This is a genomic window from Streptomyces sp. NPDC059092, assembly GCF_042756365.1.
GTDB lineage: Bacteria > Actinomycetota > Actinomycetes > Streptomycetales > Streptomycetaceae > Streptomyces.
The window spans coordinates 50,200-70,427 of sequence record NZ_JBHZEJ010000024.1 but is presented as its reverse complement, the minus strand read 5'-3'; the positions used below and the strand labels follow the sequence as shown (position 1 = coordinate 70,427).

The window sequence follows — 20,228 nt, the reverse complement described above, 5'->3', positions numbered from 1 at the left end:
GCCGCTCCCCTCCTGAGGGGGCGGCCGTCCTTCGGACCGCGCGGACCCACCCCGTACCGCTACCGCTACCGCCCGTTACTCGCCGTGCGAGGCGGGTGACGCGGGTGACCGCTGTCCGGTGGGCGCCTTCGGCTCGCGCTCCGGGGCCTCCTCGAAGTCGACCTTGCCCATGTGGCGGGTCATCGACTTCATCAGCAGCCACACGCCGCCCGCCATCACCGCGAACACGATGAACCCGAGCACGCCGGGCGTCACCTTGTTCTGGTCCAGCTCCTGGGCGAGAGGAACGAGCTGGGTCATTGCCTGGGTCGCATACATATCAGGCATTGTCGCGGATGCCCGCGAAGAGGTCGCTCTCGGGGAGGGACGTATCGACGAGCGACTTCGCCAGTTCGTACTCCTCGGTGGGCCAGATCTCCCGCTGGAGCTCCATCGGGATGCGGAACCAGCCGCCTTCCGGGTCGATCTGCGTGGCGTGCGCGATCAGCGCCTTGTCGCGGATCTCGAAGAAGTCCGCGCAGGGGATGAACGTGGTCAGCGTCCGCTCCACCCGCTGGATCTGCTTCCACCGCTCCAGCCACTCGCCGTACGGGGACTCCATGCCGCGGGTGAGCAGCGCCTCGTGGAGCGCGACCGTACGCGGCCGGTTGAAGCCCTGGTTGTAGTAGAGCTTCTCGGGCTGCCAGACCGGGCCGAAGTCCTCCTCGGGGAACTTCTCCTTGTCCGTCGCCCCATCGAACGCGATCATCGAAATGGTGTGCGTCATGATGTGGTCGGGGTGCGGGTAGCCCCCGTTCTCGTCGTACGTGGTGATGACCTGCGGCCGGAACTCACGGATCGACCGGACGAGCCGGCCCGCCGCCTCCTGCGGGTCCACCAGCCCGAAGCAGCCCTCGGGCAGCGGCGGCAGCGGGTCTCCCTCGGGCAGCCCGGAGTCGACGAACCCGAGCCATTCCTGCTGGACGCCGAGGATCTCCCGGGCCTCGTCCATCTCCTTCTTGCGTACTTCGTGGATGTTCGCCTCGATATAGGCGTCACCCTGGAGCTTGGGGTTGAGGATGGAGCCGCGCTCGCCTCCCGTGCAGGTCACGACCAGCACGTCCACCCCCTCGGACACGTACTTGGCCATGGTGGCCGCGCCCTTGCTCGACTCGTCGTCGGGGTGGGCGTGAACGGCCATCAGCCGTAGCTGCTCAGTCAAGACTCGATCCTCAGTGATGTGGCGCTTGGGTCGGCTTCTATAGTGACGGATATCGGGGGACGGAAATTCCGGCTGTCCCCGCCCGAGAGGAACGATCATGGCTGCGGTGCGCGAAGAGCTTCCCGCAGGGCGGTACGGCCGCTCCGGGGACGGGGACGCGCGCGCGGACCGGCGGCTGCGCCGCCTGGGCGTGGTGCTCGGCGGAGTGCTGGTGGCCCTGCTCGGCTGGTACGGCTACCACTACGTGATCGACCGGAGTGTCTCCGGTGAGCTGATCAAGTTCAAGCGGATTTCCGCGACCGAGGTCGAGGCGCACCTGGAGGTCCGCAAGGACCGGGACGCGAGCGGAAGCTGCACGCTGCGCTCGCTGGCGGAGAGCTTCGGGGAAGTGGGCCGCAAGGACGTGCGCTTCGGGCCGGGTGAGACCCGGATCGACGAGGTGGTCACGATCCGTACGACGGAGAGCGCGACCAGTACGGAACTGGTGGACTGCACGTCCGACTGACCGGACGGCCGGCCCGACGGGCCGCAGGGCGGGTCCGGGCCACCGGGCGCACGGACGAGCGTCCGGGCCACCGGGCGGACGGCCGACCGCCCCGGGGCCGCTGCGGAGACCCGCCGCGCATCGCGGTGGATCTCGGCGCTGACCTGCGCCGATCCATATCTGACGGCAATTGTCCTCCCCCTCGCGCCACGAAATTGTTAGGCTCGTGGTTTCGCCCACCCGAGACGGCACATGCTTCTGGGTAGGGCGTTGCTTTGTATCCCCAGCACCTACGAGGAGCACCAGTGACCCAGACCAGCGAAAACGTCACCTGGCTCACCCAGGAGGCGTACAACCAGCTCAAGGCCGAGCTGGAGTACCTGTCTGGTCCCGCGCGCACGGAGATCTCCACGAAGATCGCTGCTGCCCGCGAGGAGGGCGACCTGCGGGAGAACGGCGGGTACCACGCGGCCAAGGAGGAGCAGGGCAAGCAGGAGCTGCGCGTCCGCCAGCTCACCCAGCTCCTGGAGAGCGCGAAGGTCGGCGAGGCGCCCGCGGCCAGTGGTGTGGTGGCCCCCGGCATGGTCGTGACGATCGCCTTCGACGGCGACCCGGACGACACGCTGGACTTCCTGCTCGCCTCGCGCGAGTACGCCAGCTCCGACATCGAGACGTACTCGCCGCAGTCCCCGCTGGGCAGCGGGGTGAACGGCAAGAAGATCGGTGAGAGCGCTGAGTACGAGCTCCCGAACGGCAACAAGGCCAAGGTGAAGATCCTTGAGGCCACGCCGTACCAGGCCTGAGCCCGCGCGCACGCTCACCTCTGCTTGAACGCCTGCCTGAAAGGGCCGGTGTGCCCGGCATACCGTCGGACACACCGGCCCTTCCGCATCCCCCGGCACGCTCCGATCGCGGGGCGGTACGGCGCGTGCTCAGCCGAGGATCGTGTACCCGGCCTCTCAGCCGAGGATCGTGTACCCGGCCTCGCGCAGCGCCGTCGCGACGTCCGCGCAGTGCGCGGGCCCCTTCGTCTCCAGGTGCACCTCGACGTCCGCCTCCGTCAGCCCGAGCCGCGGGTCCGTCCGTACATGGCTCACGTCCAGGACGTTGGCGTCGGCCACCGACAGCACGCCGAGCATCGTGGCGAGCGCGCCGGGGCGGTCCGTGACCCGCAGCCGCAGGCTCAGATAGCGGCCCGCCGCCGCCATGCCGTGGCGCAGGATGCGCTGCATCAGCACCGGGTCCACATTGCCGCCCGACAGCACCGCGACGACCGGTCCTCGGAACGCCTCCGGGTCGCTGAGCAGCGCGGCCACCGGGCTCGCGCCCGCCGGTTCGACGACGAGCTTGGCCCGTTCCAGGCAGAGCAGCAGGGCGCTGGACAGCTCGTCCTCGGAGACCGTGCGCACCTCGTCGACCAGCTCCTCCACGATCCGGAAGGGGATGTCGCCCGGCCGTCCCACCTTGATCCCGTCGGCCATCGTGTGGGGCGATTCGACGGTCACCGGCCGGCCCGCGCGCAGCGAGGGCGGGTACGCGGCGGCCCCGGCCGCCTGTACGCCGATCAGCCGGATGTCGGGACGCAGCGCCTTCACGGCGACGGCGATTCCGGCCGCGAGACCGCCGCCGCCGATCCCGACGACGATGGTCCGTACCTCGGGGCACTGCTCCAGGATCTCCAGCCCGACGGTGCCCTGCCCGGCGATGATGTCCGGGTGGTCGAAGGGGTGGATGAAGACCGCGCCGGTATCGTGCGCGTACTCCTGGGCGGCGGCCAGGGTCTCGTCGACGACCTGGCCGTGCAGCCGTACCTCGGCGCCGTAGTCGCGGGTCGCCGCCACCTTGGGCAGGGGCGCGCCGACCGGCATGAAGACCGTCGATCGGACACCGAGCAGGGTGGAGGCGAGGGCGACGCCCTGGGCGTGGTTCCCGGCGCTGGCCGCGACGACGCCCGCCGCGCGCTCCTCCGGGGAGAGACCGGCGATCCGTACGTACGCCCCGCGCAGCTTGAAGGAGCCGGTGCGCTGAAGGTTCTCGCACTTGAGCAGGACCGGGGCGCCGACCAGCGCGGTGAGGTGTCTGCTGCCTTCCATGGCGGTCGTCCGCGCGACACCGGAGAGCATCTTCTGGGCCCCTCGGATGTCGTCGAGCATCAGGGAGTGGGGAGAGGGGCGGGACGTACCGAAGCTCATGCGGCAAGTCTCGCAGCTCACGCGGGGCGGTGCGGCGTACGGGCGCGGGCCCCGGGCCCGGCCCCTGCCGGGCGTGCGGGCGGGGGACGCGGAGCGCGGGAGGGAGTGCGTGAGGCAGAGGCAGGGGAAGCGATACACCCGCGCACGCCCCGCGCACTTCTTCTCCACCCGGTTTCCACAGGGCCGGTACGGTGCGGAGCCCGGCCGCGTACTCTGTCCACCACCACACGACCCCCGTACGAAAGAGCCTCCAGCCATGCCCCCCATTCAGGACATGACTTCCGCTGCGTCGGCTTCCCGGGAGCGGACCGTCGACCCATCGGACGACGCCGCCCTCCTCGATGCCCTCCAGCACCAGGTGGCCGTCTTCGCCCGGCGGGCCGAACAGACCCGGCTCGGCGGTGTCGGCCAGGTCCGCAACTCGATGGACCGCGCCGCGTATCTGCTGCTCAACCGGCTCGACCAGGAAGGCCCGATGGGCGTCAAGGCGCTGGCCGCCGGGATGGGCATCGACTCCTCGACCGTCACCCGGCAGGTCGCGCCGCTGGTCGACACCGGTCTGGTCAAGCGCACCTCGCACCCGGAGGACGGCCGTGCGGTCGTGCTCCAGCTCTCGGCGCGCGGGCTGGCCAAGCTCGACGAGGTGCGCTCCTCGCGGCGCGCGCTGATGGCCCAGGTCACGGCGGACTGGACGGAGGACGAGCGGGACTCCTTCACCACCCTGCTCACCCGCCTCAACGGCGCGTTCGCCTCCCGGGCGGCGCGGCTGCCGGCCGGCGAGCAGCCGGGCGCGGACGCGGAGCCGGCGGCGAACCCGGAGGACGAGCCGCCGAAGTCGTCGGAGCTGTCGGAGCGACCGGAGTCGTCAGAGCCGTCGAAGCCGGAGGCGGACGGGAACACCGGCTCCTGATGCCCTCTTGACCCGGGCGGTCCCCCTGGCCTGATATGAGGTCGTGCGAGAGCGGCGGGCGACCACGGATCGCCGCCGTGCCCGGGAGTTCGAGGTCTACGCTGCGGGCGCGGCCGGCCGGCTGCTGCACACCGCCGCGCTGCTGACGGCCGAGCCGCCCACGGCGACGCCACGGGCGCAGCGCCTGCTGGTCGCCGCGCTGGCCCGTACGTACGCGCAGTGGGACCACCTGCACGACGAGGACCCGTACGACCACACCCGCCGGGAACTGGCCCTGCGCTTCGCCGACGAGGCGTGGCGCGTCCGCCGGGCGGACCGGCGCACCGCCTCCGGGAGCGCCCCGGAGGAGGGCGGGCTGCTGCGCGGGCTCGGCGCGCGGGAGCGGCTGGTCCTCGTGCTGCGGCTGTACGAGGGCCTCACCGAGGAGCAGACCGCGTCCCTGCTCGGCCTCCCCGAGGACCGGGCCCGCGCGCTCTGCGCCCGCGCGATGGCGACGCTGCGGCAGACAGCCGCAGGAGCTCCGGTCCCCGGCGAGGCCCGCCCATGAGCGGGACGAACCGCAAGGAGGCGGAGATACGGCGGCTGCTGGACCTGCCGCGTCCGGCCGTACCCGCCGATCTCGTCCCGAGGGCGGCCCGGCGCGGCGAGCGGGTGCTGCGCAGGCGCCGGGTCGCGCGCCGGGTGGTCTGGACGGTGCTGCTGGCGGCGGTGGTCGTCTTCACCGTGTGGGCGTGGGTCGTACACCCGTGGGTGCCGCCGCCCGCGACGACGACGCCCCCGCTGGAAGGCTGGTGAGCGCCGGTCCGAGGTGCTGTTACCCGAGGGCCTGCCGGAGATCGGCCAGCAGGTCGTCGCCCGACTCGATCCCCACGGAGAGCCGGACCAGGTCGGCGGGCACCTCCAGCGGCGAACCCGCAGCCGAGGCGTGCGTCATCCGGCCCGGGTGCTCGATCAGCGACTCGACGCCGCCCAGGGACTCCCCCAGCGTGAAGAGCTTCGCGCGGTCGCAGACGCCGACCGCCGCCTCCTCGCCGTCCGTGACCCGGAACGAGATCATCCCGCCGAACGCCTTCATCTGCTTGGCGGCGATCTCGTGGCCGGGGTGGTCGGGCAGCCCCGGGTAGAGGACCTGGGAGACGCGCGGGTGACCGGCGAGCATCTCCGCGACGCGCGTGGCGTTCTCGCAGTGCCGGTCCATGCGGACGGCGAGCGTCTTGATGCCGCGCAGCACGAGCCAGGCGTCGAACGGCCCGGCGACGGCGCCCATGGCGTTCTGGTGGTACGCCAACTCGTCGCCCAGCGCCTCGTCCTCGACGATCAGCGCGCCGCCGACGACGTCCGAGTGCCCGCCCATGTACTTGGTCGTCGAGTGGACGACGACGTCCGCGCCGAGCGCGAGGGGCTGCTGGAGGTACGGGCTGGCGAAGGTGTTGTCGACGACGAGCTTCGCCCTGGTCGTGCGCGCGATGGCCGCGAGGGCCGCGATGTCGGTGATGTTGAGGAGCGGGTTGGAGGGGGTCTCGACCCAGATCACCTTGGTGCGGGGGGTCAGCGCGGCCTGTACGGCCGCCGGGTCGGAGGTGTCCGCGACCGAGAAGTCCACGCCCCAGCGGGAGACGACCTTCGCGAAGAGCCGGAAGGTGCCGCCGTAGGCGTCGTCGGGGATGACGACATGGTCGCCGGGGGCCAGCAGCGTACGGAGCAGGCAGTCCTCGGCGGCGAGCCCGGACGCGAAGGCGAGCCCGCGCAGGCCGCCCTCCAGGGCCGTGAGGTTCTCCTCCAGGGCGGTACGGGTGGGGTTGGCGCTGCGGCTGTACTCGTAACCGCCGCGCAGGCCGCCCACCCCGTCCTGCTTGTACGTGGACACCTGGTAGATCGGCGGTACGACCGCCCCGGTGAGGGGGTCGGCGGTGTTCCCCGCGTGGATGGCGAGGGTCTCGAAACGATGCTGGTCGTTGGAGTGCTCGTGGCTCATGGGCCCGAGGGTAGCGCCGCGCGGCCCGCGCCCGTTCCGTACACGGCCACGGGTGATTCCGTACCGGACGGCGTCCGGGACAATGGACGCATGGAGATTCTCTGGGTCCTGCTCGCGATGGGCCTGCTGGCCGCGGTCATCGCCCCGTACGTACGGCGCCGCGGCGGCGGTATCCGCCAGGTCGCGCCCGGTTCACCGGACGCCGCCGACCCGGCCGCGTACGGCTTCGTACGGCAGGAGGAGCTGGACATCCGGATGCCGGGCCCCGACCAGGACCTCCTCGACGTCCTCGACGTCGTCCAGGGGACCCAGGACTGGCGCGCCGCCGCGCAGCTCCTCGCCGGGACGGACAAGGGCGGCGAGGTGCGCTGGCAGCGGGTGCAGGCGTTCGCGGGGGCGGCCTCGCTGGAGCTCCAGCAGCGGCCCGGGGTCGGGGGCGCGTGGCTGCGGGCGTGGCGCTCGGAGTCGCCGAAGGACGCGGGCGGGGCGGCGGTGCACGCGGAGTTCCTGGTGCAGCAGGCGTGGCGCTCGTCGGCCGCGGGGACGGACGACTTCCGGATCATCCTGGAGGAGGCGCGTACGGTCTGCGGCCAGGCGGCGCTGCTGGCGCCGGGCGACCCGGTGCCGTACATCGTGGAGCTGGCGGTGGCGCGCGGGCTCGGCTACCCGCGTGAGGAGTTCGACCTGCTCTGGGCGAAGGTGATCGACCGCGCTCCGGCGCACATGGGGGCGCATCTGGCGGCGCTGCACTACGCGTGCGAGAAGTGGCACGGCTCGCGCGACGAGGCCGACGAGTTCGCCACGGCCGCGGCGGCCCGCGCCCCGCAGGGCTCGCTGCTGGCGGCGCTGCCGCTCTTCGCGGTGTACGAGCACCTTCCCGAGGTCAACCTGGTGCGCGGCTTCTACGAGAGCGCGGTGGTGACGAAGGCGGTAGAGGGCGCGCTCTTCGCGGTCCACGCGGCGCGGCAGGACGACCCGATGCTCTCGCACGTACGGCACCTGCTGATCCTCTTCCTCGTACGGTGCGAACGCTGGGCGGAGGCGATGAACCAGCTCGTCCAGGTGGACGGCCACGTGGGCGCCCTCCCGTGGACGCACGACGCGGACCCGGCGGCGCAGTACACGGTGTACCGGGCGCTGGCGGTGGCGGGCTACGAGGCGAACGGCGGCAGCCCGGCGACGATCGCGCGCTGACGGGCCGCCGGGGGCGCGGGGGGCCGACATTCCGGGGGCCGAGGGCGGGGGGCCGGCACTCCGGACGTCGAGGCGGGGGCCGGCGCCGGTGCCCCGGCCCACCCCCACCAGCCCCCCCATTTTCCCAACTACGTTGAACGGCACGGGATCTGTGTTGCCGCGCCGGTAGGCGATGCGGGATGATCACCTTCCCCCCACCGCGCGTTCATGGTCATTTCCCTGCCCCATGTCCATGCCGCATGTCCGTGGGGGAGAAGCTGCCGGGACCCGGGCGTGCCTCCTCCCCTGGTGTCCGCCTTCTCCGCCCGCCGACAGGAACGCCATGACCAACCTTCTCCCGGTGATCGCCGTCGCGGTCCTCGCCTTTCTCTGGTTCAGGAACCGACGCTCCGGCGCGTCGGACGCCTCCGCCCCGGTCAAGCAGTCGGCCCGCTCCGTCGAGCTGGGGCTGCTGCCCCTGGACCAGCTCGACGAGCATCACGCAGCGCGTCCCGTACCCGAGCTGACGGGCGCCCTCAAAGCGGCCAGGAACGGCAGTTGGCAGCCGGCCGCCGACCTGCTCGCCGCGACCGGTACGGACTGGGACCGGCGTTCGTCGTACGCGTACAGCCTCGGTGAGGCGGCCGCCAAGGGCGACGGCTGGCTCGTCGCCTGGGAGAAGGCCCGTCCCGACGACCCCGACGCCGCGGTCGTCCGGGCCCGCGGCACGGTGATCCTGGCGTGGAGGCAGCGCGGCGGGCAGTGGGCCGCACAGACGAGCAGCGAACAGTTCGACGCGTTCCACACGACGCTGGCCCGCTCGCAGGAGGAGATCGCGCGAGCCGCGGAACTCAACCCGCGGGACCCGACACCGTACGTGACCGAGATCTGGACCGGGATCGGCCTGGGCTATCCGCACGAGGAGATGCGCCGGCTCTGGACCGAGCTGACAGCCCTCGCCCCGAACCACTACGCGGCCCACTACAGCGCCCTCCAGTACTGGTGCGCGAAGTGGCGGGGCTCCGACGAACTGGCCCGTGAGTTCGCGGCGCGCGCGGCGGCGGGCGCTCCGCCCGGGAGCCTGATGTCGGCCTTCCCGCTGATCGCCTGGTACGAGGCGCTCCTCAAGGATTCGGCGGAGACACCGGACCACCGGAACCCCGAGATGACAGCGCTGGTCGACGCCGCGCTCATCGACGCGGCAGCCGCCCCGGCCGACCATCCCCACCTCGCCGAGCTGCGCCATCTGCTCGCCCACTTCCTCTCCGAGCAGGGCAGGTACGACGCGGCGCTGGAGCAGTTCCGGCTGGTGGACGGCTATGTGGAGGCGCTTCCGTGGCGCTACTACGGGGACGCGAGGCTGGCGTACACGGCGGCGCGCGAAAAGGCGGTCCGCAAGGCCGGGTGAGCCGGTCCTGCGCTCAGCGCGGGCCGGAATGCGCCAGGTGATTCACGCGTTGTCACGGACAGTCCCCACAGCCGAGGAGAGCCGACCATGTTCCTGTCCCGCCGCACCCCCGAGCTGCCCACCGCCGAGCAGGCCCTGCGCGGCCGGCCGGAGCCCGCGTTCGCGGTGCCCGGACGCCACACGGTCCTCGGCAACCCCCTGGAGGGCCCGTACCCCGAGGGCCTGGAGGTCGCGGACTTCGGCCTGGGCTGCTTCTGGGGCGCCGAGCGCAAGTTCTGGCAGACGGACGGCGTCTGGACGACCCTGGTCGGCTACCAGGGCGGCTTCACCCCGAACCCGACGTACGACGAGGTCTGCTCGGGCCTGACGGGCCACACGGAAGCGGTCCGCGTCGTCTTCGACCCGAAGACCGTCTCGTACGCCGAGCTGCTCAAGGTCTTCTGGGAGTCCCACAACCCGACCCAGGGCTTCCGCCAGGGCAACGACGTGGGCACGCAGTACCGCTCGGCGATCTACCCCCACTCCCCCGCCCAGGCCACGACGGCGGACGCGTCCCGCGCCTCGTACCAGCAGGTCCTGACGGGCAACGGCTACTCCACGATCACCACGGAGATCCTCCCGTCCGAAGGCCGCCCCTTCTACCCGGCGGAGGCCGACCACCAGCAGTACCTGGACAAGAACCCGGCGGGCTACTGCGGCCTGGGCGGCACGGGCGTCTCGTGCCCGATCGGGGTGGCGTCGGCGGGCGAGTGACCGCCGCGCGGATCCGTCGGCGCCACGTTCCCGGGCCGCGTGCTCGCCCCGTGTACATGCCCCGCTCATTACGTGTGCGACCCGGGAGACGGCTGACCGCTTTCCCAAGACTGATGAAAATGATCTCCCGAGTCCGGGGCACCGCGTCGGGCGGGGGCCCGGGCTCGGGGGCCGGGAGCCGGGTGCGGCGCGGCGGGGGCGGGGGGGGGGCTTGACGTTCGAGGAAGAATGGGCTCAGCAGAAGCAGACGGTGGCCGAGCGCCAGTCGTCGGACAGGCGGCTCAATCAACTCGGCCCCGGCGGTCCCACGTCGCCCTGAGTCGGCGACCCCGATCTGGTCACGGTCCCGGCCGCGAAGAGAAAAGCGGCCAGCACCATGGAGAACCAGCTCGAACCAAGGACCAGGACGGGGGCGGACGCGGCCGATGACCCCGTGCGCGTCGCTGTCGCGGAGTTCAAGGCCGTCGAGAAGAACGGACTCCGGGTCATGCTCGCGCAGCGTCCTCAGCAGGCCCGGGGCCTGGTCGGCGAGCATGCTGGTGACGGCTGTGACGTCGGCAGGGGCGGTGCCGACGGATATCCCGGTGCGGCGGGAGTTTGCACCGTCTGTCACCCTCGCGGGTGCCGATGAGCATCGTGACCCACTCGAACAGGGCGTGAGGCAGGTCGGGTGAGGCGGGACAGGGCACCAATAGGGCTTCTGTGACGTTGGACTGAGACGTCGGACTTCTTCCTCAACGGCACGCCCCCTGCCCCTCGCGGCCCCCGCTCCCACGCCGCCTACAGCGCCCCCACCGGTGGCCACGCTGCGAATACGCAAGGAAAGGTGTCCCCCCAACAACCGGGGACACCTTGTGTCACGACCAGACGAGTCGGCCTTCGTCGACCTCGCAGACCGGATGGTTTCCATCGGCGATCTTCGTCAGCATCTCCGCCACGGAGTCGAAATAGTGAGCCAGTGATTCGTACTCGCCCGTGGTCGTGATCTCGCCCACGAACCACCTGCCGATACGCCCGTCCCGCGCGTCGATGAACTTTCCCATCCAGCCGTCCTGGTCCGACAGGAACGGGATCCACTCATTGCGCCAGAACGGAATGTCCGGCTGGTCCGGTGGGTCGAATCCACCGGGCCTGGAGCGGTTGGCGTAGAGGTCCGACATCGCCCGGATACCCAGAAAGAAGCTGCCTTCATCCGGGAAGCCGGCGAAGCCGCAACATGCCACATCGTCGTCCACGTCTTCCTCAGGAAGATCCAGACTGTTCTGCAGCAGCCACGCCCGCAGATCCGGAGGAAGGGGGATACCCATCCGTTCCTCGGCGGCAGCGAGCATCTGTTCCGTAGCGGGCCCAGGCAGCTCCGCGTGATCGGCCGGGGCATTCTGCTGAAGAAGATTCATCACGCGGGACCAGCTCTCCACCACGCTCATTCTCCTGCGCCTCCTCTGCACGGATGCTCCAAACGACTGCGCCGCTGCGGGCTCACTGCTCGAAGCGGCGAGGCCGGGCGCCGTAGGCCCGAAACGTGTCCCGCCGAAAGCCACGTTGGAGAGCGCCGGCCTGCGGACCTCGCAGGGATAGTACTCCGAGCAAGCCTCCTGCCCCCACGACCGCCTGGCACCTTCCGGCCCGAAGTGCAGGACCGGCTCGGCGAGGTGACCGCCCGCCAAATCCTCACGGACACGGCCGCTGTTCCTCGGCAGGCCGGCCGAGGACCCCGCCCGGTTCAGTCCGCGAGACCGCGAGGCTCCGCCGCCTTGACGTACCGGAGCCAGGACGCCGCCTCCGCGCGGCCGAAGGCCAGTACGGCCGCGTGCGGGCGCTTGCTGTCGCGGAACGCGATGCGGCCGTCGGGGAGGAGGGCGGTTTCGACGCAGTCGCCGCCGGTGTCGCCGCCGCCCGAGTAACTGCTCTTGTGCCAGTGCGCTTGCCGCACCGGGTCCGTCCGCGTCATGTGACAGCTCCCTTCGTTGAGGTTACGCGTACAGCTTCGCCGCTTCGGAGATCATGTCCCTCGACTCCGCGCGCGAGAGGGCCAGTTCGGTGAGGATGCCGAACCGCAGGGTCCACGCTCGTACATGTTCGCGGTCCTCGATGTAGAACATGCCCGCAGGGCCCTCCGTATAGCCGATGTCGGGCATGGGCGCCGGCAGCGTCAGGATCGAGAACGGCCCCTCCAGTCCGGGGCTCCCGCCCACGTCCCGCCCCTCACCCGCGCCGAATTCATCGCCCTCACGGAGGAGTTGGTCGCCGACACCGCGCCCCGGCTCTTCGCCGTCGTCCAGTCGTACGAGCCCGCCGGCCACGGGCCGGAAGAGGCGGACGCGCGGGTCGCCGCCTGGGGGATGGCGTTCGACGGGCATGCCGAGATCGTGAGTGTCTGCGGCGGCACGCGGATGAGCGTGGCCTCGCTGGATCGGGCCGTGGGGAGGTTCGGCCGGGGCGACGACACCACTGCGCGGGTGGTGTGGGTGCCCGGGGCCGCCTGACGGTATGAACCGGTAGTGCCTACAGTCGCGTGTCATGGACTGGATGGAGCGGGTGGGGAGCCTGCGGCAGTGGACCGGCAACGGGGTGCGCGCGCCGCACAAGCCGCTGCTGATGCTGTACGCGCTGGGGCGGTTCAGGGACGGGCCCGAGCGGGGGTTGCGCTACTCCGACATCGAGCGGGACCTGCGTGAGCTGCTGCGGAACTACGGGCCCACCAACCCGACGTCGCCCGCGTATCCGTTCCACCATCTCACCAGCGACGGTGTGTGGGCCGTGCGGACCGACGCCGGGGGCGCGAGTCCGGGTACAGGGGTACGGGCGCTGCGGGCGAGCGGGGCGGAGGGGCGGCTCGTACCGGAGTTGCGGGCCGCCCTCGCCGCGGACCCGGGGCTGCTCGGGCAACTCGTCCATCTGCTGCTGGACACGCACTTCCCGCCCTCGCTCCACGCCGACATCGCCGCCGACATCGGGCTCGACCTGGAGGTGGACGCCGCCGTACGGCCGGTCCCCGCGCCCGAGGCCGTACGGGAGGACCGGCGGCGCGGTGTCGAGCTGCGCGGACAGGTGCTCGTCGCCTACGAATACCGGTGCGCCTTCTGCGGGTTCGACGGTTCCCTCGGCGGGGTGCCGGTCGGGCTGGAGGCGGCGCATGTGCGGTGGTGGGCGTTCCGCGGGCCGGACGAGCTGTCCAACGCGCTGTGCCTGTGTTCGCTGCACCACAAGCTCTTCGACCGGGGGGTGTTGGGGCTGGATGCCCGGCGCCGCATCACCGTTTCGCGGGAGTTCGTGGGGCGCGGGGCCGCCGCGCGGAGCCATGTGCTCGACCTGAGCGGGCGGGCGCTCGTCGGTCCGCAGAGCGGCAGCACCGGCGTGGCCGCCGAACACGTCGACTGGCATACGGCGCAGGTGTTCCGTGGGGAGGCCCGGACGCCTGAGCCCGTCTGAGCCCGTCTGAGCGGACGATCCGTCCCTCTGCTGTTGGCTGATCTGCCGACGGCCGAGAGACCCGTCGTCAGGGCGGCGACCGGGCAAGGGTGGGGAGGAACGCGCGGCGACCGGCGCCGCGCCGCCCCCAAGGAGGGCCCATGTCCCCACTCGTCACCGACCTGGATTTCCCATCGAGCGCGTACGCCTCCGAACAGGGCACGGGCGCGGCGGCCACGCCGTTCGACGATCATCTCGCGGCGCGGCTGCTGACCCAGCGGATCGTCGTGCTCGGCACCGAGGTCACCGATGTCTCCGCGAACCGGGTCTGCGCGCAGTTGCTGCTCCTGTCGGCGGAGGATCCGCGCGGCGACATCGGGCTGTACATCAACAGCCCCGGTGGCTCGGTCACCGCCGGGATGGCGATCTACGACACGATGCAGCTCATCCCGAACGACGTCGCCACCCTCGCCATCGGATTCGCCGCGAGCATGGGGCAGTTCCTGCTCACGGTGGGCGCGAAGGGCAAGCGCGCCGCCCTGCCGAACGCGCGGATCATGATGCACCAGCCCTCGGCCGGCATCGGCGGCACCACCGCCGACATCGCGATCCAGGCCGAGAACCTGGAGTTCATGAAGCGGGCCATCGAGCGGATCACCGCCCAGCACACCGGCCAGTCGACGGAGACGATCTCCCGGGACGGCGACCGCGACCGGTGGTTCACGGCCGAACAGGCCAAGGAGTACGGCATGGTCGACCGGGTCGTCTCGTCGCTGGACGACGTACGGCCGGCCGGTGCGCAGCGACGGATCGGACTCTGACATGGGCCAGTACACGATTCCGACGGTCATCGAGCGCACACCGCAGGGCGGCGAGCGCGCGTACGACATCTACAGCCGTCTCCTGTCGGAGCGGATCATCTTCCTCGGCACTGAGATCGACGACGGTGTCGCGAACGTCGTCATCGCCCAACTGCTCCACCTGGAGTCCGCGCACCCGGGGACCGAGATCTCGATCTACCTCAACTCGCCCGGCGGATCGTCCACTTCGCTCATGGCCATCTACGACACGATGACCTTCATCGGCTCGCCGATCTCGACGTTCTGCGTCGGCCAGGCGGCCTCGACCGCCGCCGTACTGCTGGCGGGCGGGGACCCGGGGCGGCGGTACGTGCTCGAACACGCCCGGGTGCTGCTCGGGCAGCCCGCGAGCGGCGGCCACCAGGGGACGGTCTCCGACCTCAGCCTCCAGGCCAAGGAGATGGTACGGATCCGGGCGGAGGTCGAGGAGATCCTCTCCCGGCACACCCCCCACGACGTGATGACCCTGCGCGCGGACATGGACCGCGACCGGGTCTTCACACCGCACGAGGCGGTGGCGTACGGGCTGGCCGACGAGGTGCTGAGCCGGAGGAGGGTCCCGGCTCGCTGACCTCCGGTCAGGCCGCGAGGCGCACGTCGCCGGGGCGGGTTCCCCGCGTGCTCCGCCCCGCCGGCGCCGTGACCGTACCGTCGCCCGAACCGCCGGAAGGGCGCTCCCGGCGGGCCCGGTCCAGGCGGACGAGTTCGCCGTGGGAGAGCGCGAGCAGATCGGCCAGTCCGAGTCCGAGGGCCTGCGCGGCGGCGGCCAGGACCTCGGACGACGCCTCCTTGCGGCCGCGCTCCAGCTCGGAGAGGTACGGCATGGAGATACGGGCCGCCTCGGCCACGTCCTTGAGCGTGCGCTCCTGAGCCTGGCGCTCGCGCCGCAGGACGTCCCCGACGAGATGGCGCCAGAGGGGTTCCCTGGCCTGCTTCTCGCGCGCGGGGGCGGGTTCCGTCGTACGTGGGCGCAGGGGTACGACGCGGGCTCGGTCCGGCGTGTGGCTGGTCACCCTCTCAGCGTAGGGGGGTCGGGCCCGGCCGTCAGGGGTCCGGGTTCCGCCCCCGGCGAAACGGTCGGGGCTCCAGAAGTTCCCGCGCCTCGTCCACCGCGCCGGTGGCGCCCACCCCGACCACCGCGCACCCGACTTCGAGTCGACCGACCGGTACCGACACCAGTCGCTGGCCGGCCCGTGTACCGATTCGCCCGCCTCACGCAGCACACGGGACGCACGGTCCCCCCGTTCACGGAGGTCTGACGAGCCACCCGACGGCCGCCTCGGCCTCCACCGGGCCGAACCCCATCCCCCCGATGTGACGCACGGCACACGGGATGGAAAACCCCGGCGCCCCCTCCGTGCGTCTGGCCGGTGTGAGAACACGCAGGAGGACACCCGCGGAGCTGGACGAGGAGGGACTCGTCCGGCTCGTCGCCAAGGGCGACCGCGCCGCGTTCGAGGAGCTGTACCGGCGTACGGCGCCCTGGCTGGCCGTTCGGCTGCGCAGGCGGTGTGCCGACGAGCAGATCGTCGCCGAGGTCATGCAGGAGACGTACCTCGCCGTGTGGCGCGCCGCGAGCGCGTTCGCGGGGGCCGCGGTCGGCGGGTCCGCCGTCGGGTGGCTGTGGACGATCGCGGCCCGCCGCCTCGTCGACGCCTTCCGGCGGCGCGCGCACCACGCGCGGCTGCCGGAGGCGGTGGCCGAACAGGGGGGCGCCGCCGGGGCCGTGGCGCCCGCCGCCGAGGACGAGGTGCTGGCCGGCTCGGTGGGCGGCGAGGTCGGGGACGCGCTGGGGGCGCTGGCGCCCGAACTGCGCGACGTACTGCGGGCCATGGTGCTGGACGGGCTGACCGTACGGGAGACGTCCGTCCTGCTCGGTGTGCCGGAAGGCACCGTCAAGACCCGCGCACGGCGGGCACGGAGAGCGATGCGGGAGGCTCTGTCATGAGCGGAGAGACCGGGGAAGAGACCGATGCGGAACAGGGGGCCCGGCACGCCTCCGAGCGGCTCGTCCTGCGGTACGCCCGCGGCGACACCGGCATCCCCGCCGACCGTGTCTGGGCCCTCGAAGCCCATCTGGAGTCCTGCGCCGTCTGCCGCGGGCGCCTCGCCACCGCCGCCGCCGCGCACGCCCCGGCCGTCACCACGCTCGTCGACGGTGTCTGGTCGGAGCTGGCGCCGCGGCTCCCCGGCACGGCGCCCGTGCGGCGGCGGGCCCGCCACCTGGCGCTCGCGTCCTGGGCGTCGCCGGTGATGGTGCCCTGGCTCTGCATGACCGTGGCCGCCGGGCTTGTCGCCGTGTTCCTGGAGGCCGTGGCCGGTCAGTCGCTCTCCCTCGTCGCGCTGCTGGCGCCGGTCCTGCCGGTGTTCGGCGTCGTCGTGTCGTGGGCGCGCGGGCTCGATCCGGCGTACGAGATCGTCACGGCCACCCCGCGCGCCGGGCTCCCTCTGGTGCTCAGGCGGACGACGGCCATGCTCGTCGTGGTCATCTCCGTGCTGGCGGTGGCCGGTTGGCTCACCGGTACGGCGCTCGCGCAGTGGCTGTTGCCCTGTCTCGCCTTCACCACCGGCACCCTCGCGCTCGGCGGGCTGATCGGGGTGACGCGCGCCGCGACCGCTCTGGTGACGGTGTGGGCCGGGGGGATCGTGGTGCCGGCCATGACGACGAGCGGTACGTCCTTCGCCCTGCGGACCGGCGCCCTGCCGGTGTGGGGCGTGCTCTTCGTGCTGGGGGTGGCCGTCGTGGTCGCCCGCCGGGGCGCGTTCACCGTCCTCGGCGCCCAGCGCTGACAACGATCCAGACCGACAAGTGAGGAGGTTCGACCATGACGCGTGCAGTGACACGTGCCGTGACCGCCGCCGAAGTGGCACCCAGGACCTATGCCTGGGAGATCAGAGCGGAGCGGCTGACCGTACGGGCGGGCGGGCGGAAGATCGCCGTCGACGGGCTCGACCTGGAGCTGGGCACCGGTGTGCACGGGCTCCTCGGGCCCAACGGGGCGGGCAAGACCACTCTCATCCGTGCGCTCGCCACCGTGCTGAACCCCGTCTCCGGCACCCTGGAACTGCTCGGCGCCGCCGCCGGTGACCAGAGCCGACAGCGTGAGCTGCGGCGCCGGATCGGTTATCTGCCGCAGGAGTTCGGGTACTACAAGCGCTTCACCGTCCGTGAGTTCGTCGAGTACATGGCGTGGCTCAAGGAGGTCCCCGCGCACGATGTCCCCGGCGCCGTCCAGCGCGCCGTCGAGCGCGTGGGCCTCGCCGACCGCGCCGACCACCGGCTGAAGACCCTCTCCGGCGGCATGGTGCGCCGCGTGGGCATCGCGCAGGCGATCGTCAACGACCCGGCGGTCCTGCTGCTCGACGAACCGACCGTCGGGCTCGACCCGGCGCAGCGGCTGCGCTTCCGTGAGCTGCTGATCCAACTCGGCGCGGAGAGCTGCGTGGTGGTCTCCACGCATCTGGTGGAGGACGTCGCCGCGGCCTGTACGGACGTGGTGCTCATCGCGGACGGCCGGCTGGTCTTCCGCGGCACCCCCGACGAACTCTCCGCCGCGGGCGGCGAGGAGCACGCGGGCGACAGTCCCCTGGAACGCGGTTACACCGCGCTCCTGGCCCGCCCCGAGCAGGGGAAGGGCGGTGCCTGGTGACCGCCTCCCCGCCCGCCTCCGTACTTCCCGCCCCCGTACCGGACATGACGGCCGCGGCCGGTCGCGGAACCGGTTTCGGGCGGATCCTGCGGATCGAACTCCGGCGCTCGGCCGCCCTGTTGACGGGCATCCTGGTCCTGGTCGTCTCCCTCGCCTACCTCCATCTGCTCACCGGCCCCTGGACGCACGGCGACGAGCGGTGGACCGCCGGCTACACGGCGGCCGCCTGGTGGCAGCGGGAGATCCTGGTGTTCCTGTGGCCCGGTGCGGTGGTCGCCGGGGCGGTGCAGGGGCTGCGGGACCACCGTTCCCGTACGTCCGAACTCCTCGCGACCGCGTCGCGCCCCGCCTGGCACCGCGGAGCCGGGAACGCGACCGCCTTCGCGCTCACCCTCACCGTCGCCTACCTGCTGGTGTTCCTGTCCGGGGTCGTCCAGGTCGTCACCAACAACGGCCATCCGCAGCTCGGCTGGCTGCCGATCGTGACGGTCGGGGTGCTGGCGCTGATCGCCGGTGGCTGGCTCGGCATGGGGATCGCCAGGACCGTACCGTCGCGGTTCACCCCGCCCGCGCTCGGCCTGGTGACCCTGATGTGCGCGGTGGTGCTCAGCGGCTACGTGCTGCCGGATCCGGCGCCGCAGCAGGTCATGCTGCTCTCCCCCTCGCTGTCCGGCCCGAGCAGCGCGTTCCTCACCGTCGCCTGGCAGGCGAGCGCGGGGCAGGCGCTGTGGCTGCTCGGCGTGGCGGCCACCGGTTTTCTGCTGCTGGTCACCGTGGGGCGGCGGGCCGCCCGCGCCGTACGGGTCCGGGCCCGGCTGTTCGCGCTGGCGCCGATGGCGCTGGGCGCGGCGGTCGCGCTGCCGCTGCTGCCGGGCGACACGTACGACACGTACATCGTCGACGCGTCGGTGACGGAGCCGGTGTGCGAGGGCCGCGTCTGTGTCACGCGCCTGCACGAGTCCCGGCTGGACGGGTTCGCCGCCCCCGCCGATGAGGCGCTGCGGCTGCTGTCCCGGCTTCCGGGCGCGCCGACGTCCGTACGGGAAGAGGTCACGCCGTGGCCGCCCGGCACTCCGGTACGGCGCGACGCGGCGGTCCTGCCCGTCGACTTCGAGGCGCGGCACCTCGACGGGGCCACCCCGGAGGAGACCACCCGCGCCCTGCTGGCCGGAGCCGGGACGGCGCCCTGTCTCGACCCGCACGCGGACCTGGCCACGGAGGAGCAGGAGCGGGCGTACGACGAGAAGCGCGCCGTACGGGAGTGGGCGGCGCGCACGGTGGCCGCCGCCTGGTTCACCGGGGAGCTGAAGCCGCTGCCCGGCCTGGCCTACCTGCGCGAGGACGCCGGCGTACTGGCGCGCCCCGCCTGGGAGGCGCTGCGCGCGCTGCCCGCCGGCGAACAGCGCGCACGGATCGTGGCCCTGCGGGACGCCACGCTGACCTGCGACGGCGACGGCACCGTACGCGGCGGCGAGCGGGACCTGCTGAAGGTGCTGACGGACGGTACGGGCGGTACGGGCGGTGCCGCCGCCCGGGCTACGGGTTCCACTGGCTCTGCGGGATCCACCGGCTCCACGGGCGCCGCGAGCGGTGGCGCCCGGTGAGCAGAGCGCCTTCGGTGCTGCGCGGTCCCGCCCTGTACGCCCGCTCCCGCCATCTCCCCGCCGCCCTCGCCGGGGTGCTGCTCACCGCGGCCCTGGCGGGGTGGTTCGCCTCCGTCTGGTCGCCGGTCGATCCGCGGATACGGGCGCTGCTGCTGGCCGCCGCGGTGGCGGCGACCGCGACCGGGCTGAGCGGGCAGGACGCGGCGCTCGACCGTACGGCGGCGCTGCGCTGGGCGCCGCTCCGGGCGGCGCACGTCGCACTGATCGGGGTGCTCGCCGGGGCGGTCCTGCTGCTGTGCACGCCGACTTCACTGGCCTTCGAGGCCGGTTACGTCGTCGTCAACGCGGCCGGGGCGGCGGGGTCCGTCGCGCTCGGGGCGCGGCTGTGGGGCGGCCGGACGGCGTGGGCGCTGCCGCTGGGATGGTGCGCGGTATCGCTCTTCGTGCCGTCCACGGAGGCGAGTTGGACGCAAGCGGTGACGTGGATGCTCCAGCCGCCCGGGACCACCGCCGCGCTCTGGACGGCGGTGGTCCTCGCCGTGGGCGGCGGGGCGGCGTACGCACTGGCGGGCCCGCGCCGTTGACGTTCACCTGGCGGCCACTCCAC

Annotated in this window: 24 protein-coding genes and 2 pseudogenes; 17 read left to right on the top strand and 9 right to left on the bottom strand. The window is 72.4% G+C overall.

Annotated features, from left to right (window positions below; all coding sequences use genetic code 11):
• Window positions 1–75 precede the first annotated feature (75 nt).
• Together ACFXPL_RS16725 and mca are read right to left on the bottom strand one after the other, a co-directional pair.
• Entirely contained in the window at window positions 76–327 is a 252-nt protein-coding gene (locus ACFXPL_RS16725; protein WP_384919092.1) for a hypothetical protein, read from the bottom strand.
• Window positions 320–1,201, bottom strand: a complete 882-nt coding sequence (gene mca, locus ACFXPL_RS16720) for a mycothiol conjugate amidase Mca (RefSeq protein ID WP_384919089.1) — start codon at window positions 1,199–1,201, stop codon at window positions 320–322. Before mca ends, ACFXPL_RS16725 begins: the two co-directional genes overlap by 8 nt.
• A 97-nt stretch (window positions 1,202–1,298) precedes the next feature.
• On the opposite strand from mca, the gene ACFXPL_RS16715 reads away from it, so the two are divergent.
• Window positions 1,299–1,706, top strand: coding sequence for a DUF4307 domain-containing protein (locus ACFXPL_RS16715; protein WP_384919087.1), 408 nt, complete (start codon window positions 1,299–1,301; stop codon window positions 1,704–1,706).
• Between the two features lie 284 nt (window positions 1,707–1,990).
• Window positions 1,991–2,488, top strand: a complete 498-nt coding sequence (greA, locus tag ACFXPL_RS16710; protein WP_384919084.1) for a transcription elongation factor GreA — start codon at window positions 1,991–1,993, stop codon at window positions 2,486–2,488.
• Between the two features lie 156 nt (window positions 2,489–2,644).
• On the opposite strand, the gene ilvA is transcribed toward greA, so the two are convergent.
• The gene (gene ilvA / locus ACFXPL_RS16705; RefSeq protein WP_384919081.1) at window positions 2,645–3,877 is read right to left on the bottom strand and encodes a threonine ammonia-lyase; all 1,233 of its coding nucleotides are present in this window, start codon (window positions 3,875–3,877) and stop codon (window positions 2,645–2,647) included.
• 256 nt (window positions 3,878–4,133) lie between these two features.
• Here ilvA and ACFXPL_RS16700 point away from each other — a divergent pair.
• The 3 genes and pseudogenes from ACFXPL_RS16700 to ACFXPL_RS16690 form a co-directional block, all read left to right on the top strand.
• A pseudogene (locus ACFXPL_RS16700) lies at window positions 4,134–4,652 on the top strand (MarR family winged helix-turn-helix transcriptional regulator); the annotation flags it as partial.
• Window positions 4,653–4,830: 178 nt separating this feature from the next.
• Complete coding sequence (locus ACFXPL_RS16695; protein ID WP_384919078.1) at window positions 4,831–5,334, top strand: sigma factor-like helix-turn-helix DNA-binding protein; 504 nt, start codon at window positions 4,831–4,833, stop codon at window positions 5,332–5,334.
• A complete protein-coding gene (locus tag ACFXPL_RS16690) occupies window positions 5,331–5,582 on the top strand; it encodes a hypothetical protein (RefSeq protein ID WP_384919076.1) in 252 nt (83 codons plus the stop codon). The genes ACFXPL_RS16695 and ACFXPL_RS16690 overlap by 4 nt, the downstream gene beginning before the upstream one ends.
• Window positions 5,583–5,601: 19 nt before the next feature.
• Here the strand turns inward: ACFXPL_RS16690 and ACFXPL_RS16685 are convergent, their stop codons facing one another.
• Window positions 5,602–6,762: a cystathionine gamma-synthase gene (locus ACFXPL_RS16685; protein ID WP_384919073.1), complete on the bottom strand. Its 1,161-nt coding sequence runs from the start codon at window positions 6,760–6,762 to the stop codon at window positions 5,602–5,604.
• Window positions 6,763–6,852: 90 nt separating this feature from the next.
• Between ACFXPL_RS16685 and ACFXPL_RS16680 the strand changes: the two genes are divergently transcribed.
• The 3 genes from ACFXPL_RS16680 (at window position 6,853) to msrA (ending at window position 10,096) form a co-directional block, all read left to right on the top strand.
• Complete coding sequence (locus ACFXPL_RS16680) at window positions 6,853–7,956, top strand: hypothetical protein (RefSeq protein WP_384919071.1); 1,104 nt, start codon at window positions 6,853–6,855, stop codon at window positions 7,954–7,956.
• Between the two features lie 322 nt (window positions 7,957–8,278).
• Window positions 8,279–9,343, top strand: coding sequence for a hypothetical protein (locus tag ACFXPL_RS16675; protein WP_384919069.1), 1,065 nt, complete (start codon window positions 8,279–8,281; stop codon window positions 9,341–9,343).
• An 87-nt stretch (window positions 9,344–9,430) separates the two neighbouring features.
• Entirely contained in the window at window positions 9,431–10,096 is a 666-nt protein-coding gene (gene msrA / locus ACFXPL_RS16670) for a peptide-methionine (S)-S-oxide reductase MsrA (RefSeq protein ID WP_384919066.1), read from the top strand.
• Between the two features lie 460 nt (window positions 10,097–10,556).
• Here the strand turns inward: msrA and ACFXPL_RS16665 are convergent.
• The 4 genes and pseudogenes from ACFXPL_RS16665 to ACFXPL_RS16650 form a co-directional block, all read right to left on the bottom strand.
• Window positions 10,557–10,788 (bottom strand): annotated as a pseudogene (locus tag ACFXPL_RS16665) (IS5/IS1182 family transposase); the annotation flags it as partial.
• Between the two features lie 165 nt (window positions 10,789–10,953).
• Complete coding sequence (locus ACFXPL_RS16660) at window positions 10,954–11,523, bottom strand: SMI1/KNR4 family protein (RefSeq protein WP_384919062.1); 570 nt, start codon at window positions 11,521–11,523, stop codon at window positions 10,954–10,956.
• A gap of 296 nt (window positions 11,524–11,819) precedes the next feature.
• Window positions 11,820–12,047: a DUF397 domain-containing protein gene (locus ACFXPL_RS16655; protein ID WP_384919058.1), complete on the bottom strand. Its 228-nt coding sequence runs from the start codon at window positions 12,045–12,047 to the stop codon at window positions 11,820–11,822.
• Window positions 12,048–12,069: 22 nt separating this feature from the next.
• Window positions 12,070–12,291 (bottom strand): Scr1 family TA system antitoxin-like transcriptional regulator, encoded by a 222-nt coding sequence (locus ACFXPL_RS16650; RefSeq protein ID WP_384919055.1) that lies wholly within the window; start codon window positions 12,289–12,291, stop codon window positions 12,070–12,072.
• A gap of 45 nt (window positions 12,292–12,336) precedes the next feature.
• Between ACFXPL_RS16650 and ACFXPL_RS16645 the strand changes: the two genes are divergently transcribed.
• The 4 genes from ACFXPL_RS16645 to ACFXPL_RS16630 all read left to right on the top strand — a co-directional run bounded on the left by ACFXPL_RS16645 (window position 12,337) and on the right by ACFXPL_RS16630 (window position 14,938).
• A complete protein-coding gene (locus ACFXPL_RS16645) occupies window positions 12,337–12,582 on the top strand; it encodes a hypothetical protein (RefSeq protein ID WP_384919053.1) in 246 nt (81 codons plus the stop codon).
• Window positions 12,583–12,616: 34 nt separating this feature from the next.
• The gene (locus tag ACFXPL_RS16640; protein WP_384919050.1) at window positions 12,617–13,528 is read left to right on the top strand and encodes a phosphorothioated DNA-binding restriction endonuclease; all 912 of its coding nucleotides are present in this window, start codon (window positions 12,617–12,619) and stop codon (window positions 13,526–13,528) included.
• A 140-nt stretch (window positions 13,529–13,668) separates the two neighbouring features.
• Entirely contained in the window at window positions 13,669–14,328 is a 660-nt protein-coding gene (locus tag ACFXPL_RS16635) for an ATP-dependent Clp protease proteolytic subunit (RefSeq protein WP_384919047.1), read from the top strand.
• 1 nt (window position 14,329) lies between these two features.
• A complete protein-coding gene (locus ACFXPL_RS16630) occupies window positions 14,330–14,938 on the top strand; it encodes a ClpP family protease (protein WP_384919044.1) in 609 nt (202 codons plus the stop codon).
• Between the two features lie 7 nt (window positions 14,939–14,945).
• Here ACFXPL_RS16630 and ACFXPL_RS16625 read toward each other — a convergent pair whose 3' ends face one another.
• Complete coding sequence (locus tag ACFXPL_RS16625; protein WP_384919041.1) at window positions 14,946–15,380, bottom strand: helix-turn-helix domain-containing protein; 435 nt, start codon at window positions 15,378–15,380, stop codon at window positions 14,946–14,948.
• A 359-nt stretch (window positions 15,381–15,739) separates the two neighbouring features.
• Here ACFXPL_RS16625 and ACFXPL_RS16620 point away from each other — a divergent pair, with 359 nt between their 5' ends.
• Genes ACFXPL_RS16620 through ACFXPL_RS16600 form a run of 5 tightly spaced genes read left to right on the top strand, consistent with a single transcriptional unit; the run spans window position 15,740 to window position 20,205 of the window.
• Complete coding sequence (locus tag ACFXPL_RS16620) at window positions 15,740–16,315, top strand: RNA polymerase sigma factor (RefSeq protein WP_384919039.1); 576 nt, start codon at window positions 15,740–15,742, stop codon at window positions 16,313–16,315.
• Window positions 16,312–17,157 (top strand): zf-HC2 domain-containing protein, encoded by an 846-nt coding sequence (locus ACFXPL_RS16615; RefSeq protein WP_384919036.1) that lies wholly within the window; start codon window positions 16,312–16,314, stop codon window positions 17,155–17,157. The genes ACFXPL_RS16620 and ACFXPL_RS16615 overlap by 4 nt, the downstream gene beginning before the upstream one ends.
• Before the next feature lie 35 nt (window positions 17,158–17,192).
• Window positions 17,193–18,017 carry an ABC transporter ATP-binding protein gene (locus ACFXPL_RS16610; RefSeq protein WP_384919034.1) on the top strand — a complete coding sequence of 275 codons (825 nt, stop codon included), beginning with the start codon at window positions 17,193–17,195 and terminating at the stop codon, window positions 18,015–18,017.
• Window positions 18,014–19,621, top strand: coding sequence for a hypothetical protein (locus tag ACFXPL_RS16605; RefSeq protein ID WP_384919032.1), 1,608 nt, complete (start codon window positions 18,014–18,016; stop codon window positions 19,619–19,621). Before ACFXPL_RS16610 ends, ACFXPL_RS16605 begins: the two co-directional genes overlap by 4 nt.
• On the top strand, window positions 19,618–20,205 hold the full coding sequence (locus ACFXPL_RS16600; protein ID WP_384919029.1) for a hypothetical protein: 588 nt from the start codon (window positions 19,618–19,620) through the stop codon (window positions 20,203–20,205). Before ACFXPL_RS16605 ends, ACFXPL_RS16600 begins: the two co-directional genes overlap by 4 nt.
• The last annotated feature ends 23 nt before the right edge of the window (window positions 20,206–20,228 follow it).